We start from the raw sequence: 12,294 nt of genomic DNA, 5'->3' as shown, positions 1-12,294 counted from the left end.
CCACCTCGTTCCCTCATGGAATAGCAGCAACCGATGTCCTTTCGCGAACGCCTCCAGTCCTGGCGCTACAATCTCGTGCCCGACCATGTCGTCGGCGAGATCCTGACCAAGCGCTGGACCGACAACGCCATACCGTTCCTGGCGCTGGTGGCGACGCTGGCAACTTTCGGCTCGATCATTCCCGGCTTCTTCAAGCTGACGGCGCTGCAGGAATCGACACGCCAGCTCGGCGAGTTCTCGATGCTGGTCACCGGCATGACGGTGGTGATGCTGGGCGGCGGCATCGACCTGTCGGTCGGCTCGATCTTCGCGCTGTCGTGCTTTTCCGCCGTCTACGTGTTCTTCATTCTCGAACAGTCGATCTGGCTGGCGATGGCCGCTTCGCTCGCCACCGGCCTCGTCTTCGGCGCCATCAACGGCTATCTCGTCGGCTATCTCAGGCTGCGCGCCTTCCTCACCACGCTGGTCACCTTCATTTTCGGGCGGGCGCTGTTCGACATCCTCGTCACCACCTATGCGGCCGACGTGCAGCTTTCCCCGGCGACATCGGATGTGCTGGATTTCATCGGCGACAGCACTTTCTGGGGCCTGTCCGTTTCGGTCTGGCTGGCGATCATCCTCGCCATCATCACCCATATTGCGCTGACGCGTTCGCGACCGGGCTGGCATGTGCTGGCGGTCGGCGGCTCCAGGCGCTCGGCGCACAATGCCGGCATCCGCGTGCGCCGCACCGTGTTCATGACCTATGTCTTCTCAGGCTTCTGCGCCTCGATCGGCGGCTTTCTCATTGCCTGCCGGTTGAGCGGGGCAGGGCCGGGCACCGGCCTCAACCTCGAGATCATGGCGCTGACGGCGGCGGTGGTCGGCGGCGTCAGCCTCGGCGGCGGCCGCGGCTCGGTGATCAAGGGGCTGATGGGCGCGATCATCGTCTTGACCATGACCAACGGGTTGATCCGGCTGGGCTACGGCACCGGCACCAACCAGATGGTGCTCGGCATCATGCTGGCCGTGGCGGTGACGATCGACATTCGCTGGCTGAAGAACCGCCACAAGGTGCTGAACGAGGTCTATGTCGCGCCGGTCTATCTCAGGATGGGCGAAACGCAGTCTGCGGCCCCTGGTTCGGGCACGCCCTACGAACTCGACAACCGGCTTTCGGCCGCCGACCATATCGGGCTTGGTGAACTGGAGGGACCGGAAGACGTCATCCTCGACCGCGACGACCATCTCTACTGCGGCACCCGCCATGGCGAGATCGTCCGCTTCTTCGCCCCGGACTATGTCAAATCGGAAGTGTTTGCCCATATTGGCGGCTTTCCGCTTGGCCTCGCCTTCGACAAAGCAGGCAATCTGATCAGCTGCGTCGGCGCCATGGGGCTGTATTCCGTCTCGCCGCAGCGCGAGGTGAAACGCCTGTCGGCGGAGACGTCGCGCTCCTGGACCTCGATCGTCGACGATGCGCGGCTGCGCGATCCCAATGATTGCGACATCGCACCTGACGGGCGCATCTACTTCACGGACTCGACCAAGCGCTACGACGCCCACGATTGGGCGCTGGACTCGATCGAAAACCGTGCCACCGGGCGGCTGCTGGTCTACGACCCGAAGGACGGTTCGACCAGGACGTTGCTCGACGGCTACCGCTACACCAATGGTGTGTGCATGGCGCATGACGGCAAGTCGCTGTTCTTGGCCGAAAGCTGGGCCTGCCGCGTGCACCGCTACTGGCTGGAAGGGCCGAAGGCCGGCACCGCCGAATGCGTCATCCGCGACATGCCGGGCTATCCCGACAACATCAACCGTGCCTCCGACGGCAATTACTGGATGGCCTGGCTCGGCATGCGCACGCCGAGCTTCGACCTGTCGTTGCGCCACCCCGATATGCGCAAGCGCATGACGCGGCGGCTGCCGCAGGATGAGTGGCTGTTTCCCAACATCAACACCGGTGGCGTGGTGAAGTTCAACGAGACTGGCGGCATCGTCGAGGCGATGGGCGACCTCTCGGGTGATGCGCACCCGATGGTCACCTCGATGCGCGAGCACAAGGGTTTTCTGTTCGTTGGCGGCATCCTCAACAACCGCATCGGCCGCTACAAGATATCAGGCGCCGACCCGAACTGGACCAGCCCGGCTTCCTATTGGGGAGCAAAACCATGATCCTCGATCCCGTGCTCGACCTGTTTCGCGGCAAGGCGGTGACCATCCCGCCGCTCGACGGCGCCTTTCGCCCGAACACGCGGCTGGACGACGCGCTGGCGTTTGCCGAGCTGACCGAACCGGACAATCTGCTGGTCTCCGGCGACAGGCTGCTGGCCTCCAGCGGCAACGCAATCTATTCGATTGCTGCCGGCGCCGAGCCCAAGGTTGTCGAAACTGTTCCGTCTCCGATCACAGCGCTGGCGCTGTCCCCGTCAGGCGAACTGACGGTGGGGCTGGAGAGCGGCAAGCTGTTGATATCAGGCAAGGAGGTCTCGCTGCCGGCTGATCTCAGCTGCATCACCGCACTTGCCTATGCCGATGATGGCACGCTGTGGCTGGCCAATGGTTCAGCTGAACATTCGCCGTCGCAATGGGCCGCCGACCTGATGAAGAAGGGCGCGTCCGGATCGCTTTGGAGGCGGGATGCTGCGGGCGGTGACTTCCGCAAGGTGGCTTCCAACATTGCTTTCCCCTACGGGCTTTATCCCATCGGTCGGGATATGCTGGTCAGCGAAAGCTGGCGTCACCAACTGGTGCGGTTTGACGGCGCGACGGGCGACCGCTCGACGGTGCTGACGCATCTGCCCGGTTATCCCTCGCGGCTGTCGCCTTCAGCCGATGGTGGCGCCTGGCTCAGCCTGTTTGCGCCGCGCAACCGGCTGATCGAATTCGTGCTGCAGGAGACGCACTACCGGCAGGACATGATCGCGCAGGTGCCGCCGGCCTACTGGATCGCGCCGGCGCTGGCGTCCAACCGCAGTTTTCTCGAACCGCTGCAATGCGGCGGCATCCGCACCATGGGCATCCACAAGCCATGGTCGCCGAGCCGCTCCTATGGGCTGGTGGTCAAACTCGACCAAAAACTGCAGCCGCAATTCAGCCTGCACAGCCGCGCCAACGGCACGCGGCATGGCATATGCAGCGTGGTGGAAAAAGGCGGCCAGCTGTTCATTGCCTCCAGAGGCGGCGACTGCGTGCTCGCTATCGACCTCGCGTCGGGAGGTTTTTGATGGAACCGATCGTCCGTCTGGAGAACGTCACTAAGACCTATCGCGGCGTGCCTGCGGTGAAGAACGTCAGCTTCGACTTGCGCAAGGGCGAGATCCACGCGCTGCTTGGCGAGAATGGTGCCGGAAAATCGACGCTGACCAAGATCATCGCCGGGGTCGTCGACGCCAGTTCGGGCAAGATGTTCCACAAGGGCCAGGAGATCGCCTACGCGTCGCCGCACGCGGCGCTTGAAGCCGGCATTGCCATGGTGTTCCAGGAGACCAGCCTGGTGCCGTCGATGACGGTGGCGCAGAACCTCTATCTCGGCACTGAAAAGTTCCTCAACCGGCTGCGCGGCACGTACATCTCGGCGCAGCAGTTTTTGCAGTCGCTGAACTTTCCCGTCGACCCCAACGCTATGGTGGCTACGCTGGGAGCGGCCAAGCGGCAGATGGTCGAGATCGCGCGCGCCGTCCACCACAATGCCGAGATCATCATATTCGACGAGCCGACGGCGACGCTGACGCCGGAGGAGAAGCGGCATTTCTTTGCGCTGATCCGGCGGCTGAAGGCGAATGGCGTGTCGATCGTCTTCATCAGCCACGCGCTGGAAGAGGCGCTGCTGATTGCCGATCGCATCACCATTTTGCGCGACGGCGAGCTGGTTATCACCGACGACACGTCTGCCTTCGACCGCGACAGGATCGTCGCTGCCATGGTCGGGCGCACGCTGTCTGGGCAGATCTACCGCCAGCGCGACGAGGCCAAGCTGCGCAAGGCGGGCAAGAAGGTGCTGTCGGTGCAGGACATCTCGATGAGCAATGTCGTGCGCAACACGTCCTTCTCGATCTTCGAGGGGCAGATCACCGGTGTGTTCGGGCTGATCGGCTCCGGCCGCACCGAAACGTTCAAGATCGTCTCCGGCATCTACAAGCGCGATTTCCTGCGCGGCGGCGCCATCGAACTGGACGACCGGCCTGTGCGCTATCTCGTGCCGAGCGAAGCGGTGGCTGACGGCATCGTCTACGTCACCGAGGACCGCAAAAGCGAAGGCATTTTCGAGACGATGGGCATCGCCGAAAATCTGTTCGGCGGGCTGCTGGCGGCGGGGCGCGAAAAGGCCTGGGTGATCAACCAGCAGGAGATGCGGCAGCTCTCGGCCGAATGGACCAAGACGCTGAACATCAAGGCGATCAACGACAATGCGCGCGTCGTCGAACTCTCCGGCGGCAACCAGCAGAAGGTGGTGATCGGCAAAGGGCTGGTGCAGCAGCCGCGCATCGTCATCCTCGACGAGCCGACGCGCGGCGTCGATGTCGGCGCCATCGCCGAGATCCACCAGATCATCAACCGGCTGGCTGATGAGGGCCTGGCCGTCGTCGTCATCTCGTCTTACCTGCCGGAGATCATGAACTTGTCGGACCGGATTCTGGTGTGCCGGCAGGGGCGTATTGTGGAGGAGTTTTCGCCGGCGGAGGCTACGGAGGAGAAGATCATGTATGCGGCTGTGCATTAGGTTGTGGGGCAGGAAGCGAATGGGTGCGCCGCTGGGTCGAACACTGTGGAGATTAGCCGGGGCGCCCGTCATTTCGTCATCCACGGGCGGAGCAAGGAGCGTAGCGACGCAGCGCAGACCCGAGGATCCATGCCGGGACTCGGGAGCGCTGCCACGGTGCAGAATTCTGTGCCGCTGCGCACTCCGATAGACGTCACGGAATGGATCCTAGGGTCTCCGCGACGGCGCTTCGCGCCTGCTCCGCCCTAGGATGACGAAGCTGAGGTGCTTCGGCTAATCGTCGAGGGTGCGCTCCGATACGCACGAAAACTGAATCAGAAAAGCCGGTTAGCCGCCTCTGCTCGAGACTTGATTCAACGACCTGATCCACCGATTCAACCAAGGGAAAAATGCCATGGCCACCACAAGACTTCTCAGCGATGCCGAGGTGGAAAAGATCCCGGCGGTGAAGGCCGTGTTCGACGACATCCGCGCGACGCGCAAATCCGATTTCGTCAACAATTTCTGGCGCGGGCTGGCCAATGATCCCCCGGCGCTGAAGCGGATCTGGGAACAGCTGAAGGTGGTGATGGTTGCCGACAGCGCCATCGATCCGCTGACCAAAGAGATGATCTATATCGCGGTGTCGACCGCCAATGGCTGCTCCTACTGCGTCCACTCGCACACGGCGGCGGCGCGGGCCAAGGGCATGACCGATGCGCAGCATGGGGAACTGGTGTCGATCATCGGCCTGGCAGGCCAGACCAATCATTTGGTCACGGCAATGCAGATTCCGGTCGATCCAGAGTTTGAGGTGAAGTGACGGTTCACGCCGGCCGGTATACTTTCTCCGCCGTGTTCGAGAAGATATCCGCTTCCGCCGCCGCGCCATGCCTGGCCACCGCAGCGCGGTGCGCCTTGATCAGTTCGGCGTGGCTGGTCCAGAGTTTCTCGACCGGGAAGTTCGAGCCGAACATCAGATGGTCGGCGCCCAGAATGTCGATCATATTGTCGACAATGTAGGCGATCAGCGCCGGGTCGTTGCGGTGGACGAAGGTGCCGAGGCCGGACAGCTTGGCGTAAAAATTGGGTGCGGCGGACAGCGTGCGCAGGCCGTCTTTCCAGGCCTCGGTGGTCTCTGGCTCCATGCCGGTCAGCATGCCGGCATGGGTGAGGATGAAGTCGGTTTCGAGGTTTTCGCCGACCAGCGCCAGCCCGTCCTTCATCTGGGCGGGGAAAAGCTGCAGGTCGAAGGACAGGCCATAGTCTTTCAGCCGGGCGACATTGGCGCGTACCTTGGAGTCGATGACCTGATCGGCCGAGGCGGCGAAGCGGAAGGCCGGCGTCTCGTGCCAGTGCAACTGCATGCGCACGCCGCGCAGCAGTCTGTATTTCATCAGCCGGTCGATCTGGGGCCTGATATCGTCGACGGTCATGTCGGTATAGCCGACGATGGCGTTCGGCCAGCCGGTCTCGTCAGCCGTCCTCTGCAGGAAGGCGACTTCCTTCTCGAAATCCTCCTTCGCCCAGTTGGTCTGGACATAGACGGCCTTCTCGACGCCGGCGCCCTTCTGGTCGGCCAAAAATTCCTCGATCGGATAATCGCGGCGGATCGGCTCGTAGGGACCAAAAATGCGCGGCACCATCGGCCCGACTAGCCAGGGCTGGTCCTTCTGGCGCCAGATGTGGAAATGCGCGTCGATGGCTTTGTGCATCACGAAACCCTCTTCCAGGTTGTCGCCGCCGCCGGGGCAGGGCGGGCGAGCGACAGGATGAAATCGGTGAGACCCTTGAGCGACGAGCCGTCGACTAGATCGTCAAGCAGCGGCAGGATGGCGCGAAGGGCTGCCGTCGCAGGCCGGAAGCGCGGATCGCTGGCAAGTGGCGTCGCCAGCGACAGCCGGAAGGCGCGGGCGCTCAGCCGGCGTATCGCTGTTTCCAGTTCGGCATGGTCGCCGCGCTCCAGCGCATCGGACAGGATTACGACCGTTGCCCCACGCGCGAAAGCCGAGAAGCGTGGCACCGAAAGGAAAGCGAGCAGCGTCGGTCCCATGCGGGTGCCGCCGTCCCAGTCATCGACCTGTGCTGCCGCGCGCGCCAGTGCCTGATCGCGGTCGCGAATGCGCAGGGCGCCGGTGATGCGGGTCAGGCGCGTGCCGATGGTGAAGATCTCGGCGCGGTCGGCGCCTTGCACGGCGGCATGCGCGAGCTTCAGGTAATCTGACGTGTGCAGCTTCATCGAACCGGATACGTCGATCAGGATAAGCAGCTTGCGCGGCACGGTCTGCCGCTGGCGCAGCAGCGGCGAGGGCACGTCGCCGTCGGCGCTGACGATTTCGCGCAGCGACCGGCGCAGGTCGAGCTTGCCGCGCCAATGGGTGCGCACGGTGCGGAAGGAGCGGCGGGCGGGCAAGGCGGAAGCGAGCTTGCGGCGAAAGGCCGCCAAGCCGTCGTCATGGCGCTGGAAGTCGCGGGTGCTCAGCTGTTCGGCGCTGGAGGACAGTTCTCCGCCCTCATGCCGGCTGATCACCTCGATCTCTTCCTGCCTCGCGCCGCCATCATCCTTGATGCGGGTTTCCTCGTCGGAATCGCCTTCGACCACGGCGGCTGTGTCGCCATAGAAATGGCTCCGGAAATGCGCCTCGAATTCGTCGCGGCGGTCGGGTGGCGGCGCCAGCGTGGCGAGGGCGGCCTCGCGGATATCGGCCATCGAGCGCGGCCCGAGCAACGTCACCGCCTGCATGAAGCTGGAGACTTGCTCGGGTGCGATGGCGAACGCGTGGCGGCGCAATAGGCGGGCGAAGCTCAGCAGAGGCGCGGCCGCGCGGGGCAAGCTCTCCTCGCCCCGTTTACGGGGAGAGGATGCCGGCAGGCAGGTGAGGGGCGGCGCTAACTTTCGCGGTTCGCGCCGCCCCTCATCCGCCCCTTCGGGGCACCTTCTCCCCGTGAACGGGGAGAAGGGATTGTCGAAGTCGCGGCTCACGCCAGCGCCTCCTCGACGATGTGGCCGAGTTCGGGCGCGATGTAGGACAGGTCCTCCTCGTCCTTGATCAGCACACCGATGGCGCGGCGGAAGGCTTCAGGCCATGGGCTGCCGCCTTTTTCGAGAATGGTGGCGGCATTGGCCCACTCGACCGCCTCGGCGATGCCGGGCGGCTTGGCCAGCGGGCGGGCGCGGATGGTCTGCACGGCTGACGCCACGGCGCGTGCCGTGGCTTTTGCCACATCGCCGGCGCGCAGCATGATGATGGCGGCCTCGCGCTCGGCGTCGGGATAGCCGATCCAGTGGTAGACGCAGCGCCGCCGCAGCGCTTCCGCCAATTCGCGGGTGCGGTTCGAGGTCAGGATGACGATCGGCTGTGCCTCGGCGCGGATCGTGCCGCGTTCCGGGATGGTGATCTGGAAGTCGGACAGGAATTCCAGAAGCAGTGCCTCGAACTCATGGTCCGAACGGTCGATCTCGTCGACCAGCAGCACACGCTCCTCCGGGGCGTTGAGCACCTGCAGCAGCGGCCGGGCGATGAGGAAGCGATCGTCATAGATGTCGACCTCATGCTCGCCGGCATGGCGGATGGCGAGCAGCTGGCGCTGGTAGTTCCATTCGTAGAGCGCATGCGCTGCGTCGATGCCTTCGTAGCATTGCAGCCGCACCAGATCGCGGCCAAGCACCTCGGCGATAGCCTTGGCGGCTTCGGTCTTGCCGACGCCCGGCGCACCCTCGAGCAGCAATGGCTTGCCCAGCCTGATCGCCAGGAAGATGGCGGTCGCCAGGCTTTCATCGGCCAGATAGCGCGAAGCGGCGAGGCGCTGCGCCACCGCCTCCGGCGAGGTCGCGACAGTCTCGGCGCTTGTTGCGGGCATTTCGGTCCTCAGTTTGACGCTTGCGCCTTCAGCGCGCGCAAAATGCGCTCCGGTGTGATCGGCAGCGTGTCGATGCGCACGCCGACGGCGTCGAAGACGGCATTGGCGACCGCGGGGATTTGCGGGTTGGCACACATCTCGCCCGGTCCCTTGGCGCCGTAAGGTCCGTCGGCGGAGGGTCGCTCCAGCACGATGATCTCGGTTTGCGCGAGGTCGCCCGGCCCCGGCATCAGATACTGGTTGAAGTCGGTGCCGCCATGGTCGCGGTTGGGGTAGTAGGGTTCGGTGGTCTCGTAGAGCGCGTGGCTGATGCCCATCCACGAACCGCCGACGAGCTGCTGTTCGACCATTTTCGGGTTTAGCGCCCGGCCGATCTCAAAGATGTTCTTCACCGTCAGCACTGTCACTTCGCCGGTCTCGTCGTCGACCTCGACCTCCGCCACCGTGCAGGCATGGGCATAGCAGGTCGACGGCTTCATCGCGCCGGTTTCTTTCTCGGGGTAGGAGCGCGGGATCAGGAACATGCCGCGGCCGGAAATCGAGCGGCCGCGCTTGAAATGCGCCGACAGAGCGACGTCGAAGATCGAGATCGACTTTTGCGGTGCGCCTTTGACCAGGATGTTGCCCTGGCCGTCGGTCTCAAGGTCGGAAGCGTTGACCTCCAGCTCCTCGGCCGCGACTTCCAGCATCACCTGGCGCGCTTCCTTCGCCGCCTGGATGACGGCGTTGCCGGCACGGTGTGTGCCGCGCGAGGCAAACGTGCCCATGCAGTGCGGGCCGGTGTCGGTGTCGGCGGTGTCGACGACGACGCGGTCGGTCGGCACGCCGATCGTTTCGGCGCAGATCTGCGCCATGATCTGCTTCATGCCCTGGCCGAGATCGACCGATGACAGTGTCACTATGAAATTGCCCGTCGGCGTCGAATGCACCAGCGCCTGAGTCGGGTCGCCGCCGAGATTCATGCCTGTGGGATAATTGATCGCGGCGACGCCGCGTCCGCGCCTGATCGCCATCTCAAGCTCCCTTCATGTAGGAGGACATCGCCAGGTATTTTTCAGCCACGGGCCAGTTGGCGGCACGCGAAGCCTCCTGCATGCATTCGATGAGTGCAGCCCCCTCGGTCGGCTGGCGATGCGCCTTCATGTCACCGTCGCGATAGGCGTTGATGAAGCGGAATTCGAGCGGGTCCATGCCGATCAGCCGCGCCAGCTTGTCCATCTGCACCTCCAGCGCGAAGTCGCCGATGGTGACGCCAAAGCCGCGCATGGCCGACGACGGCGTGCGGTTGGTGTAGACGCAATAGGTGTCGATCCACACATTGGGGATGGTGTAGGGACCTGGATAGTGTCCGGCGCCTTTCTGCGCGCCATAGGGCGAGTGGCGCGAATAGGCGCCAGCATCGGTGTAGCCGGTGACTTTTCGCGCGACGATGCGGCCGTCCTGCATGACGCCATCCTTGATGACGACCTTTTCGGCCGCGCGTGGTGACGAAATCTGCATCTCCTCTTCGCGGCTGTAGACGAAACAGACCGGTCGTCCGGTTAGTTTAGCGCCGAGAATGGCGATCGGCTCGACGATGACGTCGACCTTGCCGCCAAAACCGCCGCCGACGGTGCCGCCGACGAAATGCAATTTGCTGCCGGGCATCTGCAGAATGATCGAGGCGTTGTCGAGGGTGAAGAACATCGCCTGCGTGTTGGTGTAGCAGGTGAAGCGGTCATTGCCCTCGGGCACGACGATGCAGCCGGTCGTCTCGGTCGGCGCGTGTTCGATGGGCGAGGACTGGTAGCTCTGCTCCAATATGTGATCGGCGCCGGCAAAGCCCGCCTCGACATCGCCGAAGCGCACTTTTCGGCACTCGCCGCTGTCATAGAGATAATAGTTCTGGCCGTGATACTCGTTGACGACTGGCGCGCCCGGCTTCAGCGCCTCCTCCATGTCGAAGACGGCCGGCAGCACCTCGTAGTCGACTTTGACCTTGGCGGCGGCTTCTTGCGCCGCACGCTCGGTCTCGGCCAGCACCGCCACCACGGCCTCGCCCTTCCAGCGCACCTTGCCGTCGGCCAGCACCGTCTCGTCCTCCGGGCCGATCTGGATCAGTATCAGGATGGTGTAGACATTGTGCGGCACATCCTTGGCGGTCAGCACCTTGACCACGCCCGGATGTTTCTCCGCCTCTGACGTGTCGATCGAGCGGATACGGGCATGATGGTGCGGGCTGCGCACCATCTTCAGATGCAGCATGCCGGGAAAGTTGCGGTCGGCGAAAAAGGCAGTCTTGCCGGTGACATGGCTGGGCGAATCCGAACGCGGCCTGGGCTGGCCGATCTCGTGCAGGTCGTCCTTGCGCTGGTCGGCGAAGTAATTCTTGCGCAGTTCCATCTTTGTCCCCTCAGGCCGCGTTCTGCGAATTGGCGCGGGCGGCGGTCAGCACCGCCTGGATGATCGGCTCATAACCGGTGCAGCGGCAGATGTTGCCCGACAGCGCTTCGACAACCTCGTCGCGGCTGGGGTTGGGCGTGTGGTCGAGCAGCACCTTGGCCGCCATGATCATGCCCGGCGTGCAGAAGCCGCATTGCGTGGCGAAGGCGTCGAGGAAAGCGCGCTGCAGCGGGTGCAGGACGCCGCCTTGCGACAGGCCCGATGTGGTGGTGATGGCGGCGCCGTTGCAGGTCTCGGCGAGCGTCAGGCAGGACAGCCTGAGTTCGCCATCGATGATGACCGAACAGGCGCCGCAGGTGCCCTGGTGGCAGCCGCCTTTCGGCGAGGTGTCGCCGATCTTGTCGCGCAGCGCATTGAGCAGGGTGGTGCCGCTGTCGATGAATTCGGCCGTTTCGCTGCCGTTGAGCGTGAACTGAACCGGGACCTTTGCCATGTCGTTTCCTCCTTGCGCGCCTGCCCCGCAGGGCAAGCGCGCGCCCCCCAGCGGGTTTTTCAGGCAAGCAAAAGCCGGCCGAGATGGACCGGCAGGACTTCGTTGCGATACCAGGCGCTGGCGATAGGATCGGTGGCCGGTGCGGTGCCGTCGCGGGCGACAGCCAAGGCGGGCGCGATGCCTTCCCGGGTCAATTTCCTGCCGAGCAGCGCCTTTTCAGCGGCGACAGCGCGCAACGGCCGGTCGGCCATGCAGCCAAGCGCGATCCGCGCCGAGGAGACGGCGCCATCCGCCGCCTGTTCCAGCACGGCGGCGATGCTGAGCACCGAGACGCCTTTCGGCTTGACCCTGGAGATTTTCAGGAAGCGAAAGCTGCCTTGCGCCGGAATCGCAAAACCGACCGCGGTGACGATCGCTTTGCTCTTGTCGCGGCTGGCCAGGAAGGCCTCGATCGGCAGCTCGCCGTCATCCGTGCTGACCGTCGCATTCAGCGCCAGCAGTGCGACAGTGAAATCGCCATAGGGCGTCGGCGCAAACAGATTGCCGCCGACGGTCGCCATGTTGCGGATGGCCGGGCCGCCGACAGCGCGCGCGGCGCGGGCCAGCGGCGCCAGATCCGGGTGGCGGGCAATCGCGGCCATGGTCACCGAGGCGCCGATGCGGACGTTGCCGCCGGCAACGGCAATTGTCGACAGCGAGGGGTCTGTCAGGCGCACAAGGCTCGAGACCGAAACATCGCCTTCATTGGCCGCGCGGACTACGAGTGTACCCCCGCCGAGATAGCGGGTGCCCTGGAATTTCAGTGCCGCATTCGCGTCCTTCACCGTCGAGAAAGTCTGCAGTGCAAGCGCCATGGCCGGCTCCCTTGTTTGCG

At 64.3% G+C, this 12,294-nt stretch carries 11 protein-coding genes; 4 read left to right on the top strand and 7 right to left on the bottom strand.

Going from position 1 to position 12,294, the window contains the following annotated elements; all coding sequences use genetic code 11:
• Positions 1–33: 33 nt before the first annotated feature.
• From AC1DX6_RS08315 to AC1DX6_RS08300, 4 genes are all read left to right on the top strand, one after another.
• Entirely contained in the window at positions 34–2,157 is a 2,124-nt protein-coding gene (locus tag AC1DX6_RS08315; RefSeq protein ID WP_477312260.1) for an ABC transporter permease, read from the top strand.
• Positions 2,154–3,209, top strand: coding sequence for an SMP-30/gluconolactonase/LRE family protein (locus tag AC1DX6_RS08310; RefSeq protein ID WP_477312259.1), 1,056 nt, complete (start codon positions 2,154–2,156; stop codon positions 3,207–3,209). The genes AC1DX6_RS08315 and AC1DX6_RS08310 overlap by 4 nt, the downstream gene beginning before the upstream one ends.
• Entirely contained in the window at positions 3,209–4,705 is a 1,497-nt protein-coding gene (locus AC1DX6_RS08305) for a sugar ABC transporter ATP-binding protein (protein WP_477312258.1), read from the top strand. The genes AC1DX6_RS08310 and AC1DX6_RS08305 overlap by 1 nt, the downstream gene beginning before the upstream one ends.
• 394 nt (positions 4,706–5,099) lie before the next feature.
• Complete coding sequence (locus AC1DX6_RS08300; RefSeq protein WP_477312257.1) at positions 5,100–5,507, top strand: carboxymuconolactone decarboxylase family protein; 408 nt, start codon at positions 5,100–5,102, stop codon at positions 5,505–5,507.
• A 4-nt stretch (positions 5,508–5,511) separates the two neighbouring features.
• Here AC1DX6_RS08300 and AC1DX6_RS08295 read toward each other — a convergent pair whose 3' ends face one another.
• The 7 genes from AC1DX6_RS08295 to AC1DX6_RS08265 all read right to left on the bottom strand — a co-directional run bounded on the left by AC1DX6_RS08295 (position 5,512) and on the right by AC1DX6_RS08265 (position 12,274).
• Positions 5,512–6,399 (bottom strand): amidohydrolase family protein, encoded by an 888-nt coding sequence (locus tag AC1DX6_RS08295; protein WP_477313637.1) that lies wholly within the window; start codon positions 6,397–6,399, stop codon positions 5,512–5,514.
• A complete protein-coding gene (locus tag AC1DX6_RS08290) occupies positions 6,399–7,517 on the bottom strand; it encodes a vWA domain-containing protein (RefSeq protein WP_477312256.1) in 1,119 nt (372 codons plus the stop codon). The genes AC1DX6_RS08295 and AC1DX6_RS08290 overlap by 1 nt, the downstream gene beginning before the upstream one ends.
• 146 nt (positions 7,518–7,663) lie before the next feature.
• Positions 7,664–8,545, bottom strand: a complete 882-nt coding sequence (locus AC1DX6_RS08285) for an AAA family ATPase (RefSeq protein WP_477312255.1) — start codon at positions 8,543–8,545, stop codon at positions 7,664–7,666.
• A gap of 8 nt (positions 8,546–8,553) precedes the next feature.
• Positions 8,554–9,558, bottom strand: a complete 1,005-nt coding sequence (locus tag AC1DX6_RS08280) for a xanthine dehydrogenase family protein molybdopterin-binding subunit (protein ID WP_477312254.1) — start codon at positions 9,556–9,558, stop codon at positions 8,554–8,556.
• A 1-nt stretch (position 9,559) separates the two neighbouring features.
• Positions 9,560–10,927 (bottom strand): xanthine dehydrogenase family protein molybdopterin-binding subunit, encoded by a 1,368-nt coding sequence (locus AC1DX6_RS08275; protein WP_477312253.1) that lies wholly within the window; start codon positions 10,925–10,927, stop codon positions 9,560–9,562.
• A 10-nt stretch (positions 10,928–10,937) separates the two neighbouring features.
• Positions 10,938–11,420, bottom strand: a complete 483-nt coding sequence (locus AC1DX6_RS08270; protein ID WP_477312252.1) for a (2Fe-2S)-binding protein — start codon at positions 11,418–11,420, stop codon at positions 10,938–10,940.
• 59 nt (positions 11,421–11,479) lie between these two features.
• Positions 11,480–12,274 (bottom strand): FAD binding domain-containing protein, encoded by a 795-nt coding sequence (locus tag AC1DX6_RS08265; RefSeq protein WP_477312251.1) that lies wholly within the window; start codon positions 12,272–12,274, stop codon positions 11,480–11,482.
• Positions 12,275–12,294 lie beyond the last annotated feature (20 nt).

Source organism: Mesorhizobium sp. P2_C4, from assembly GCF_056404575.1.
This window is presented reverse-complemented; position numbering and strand designations above follow the sequence as displayed.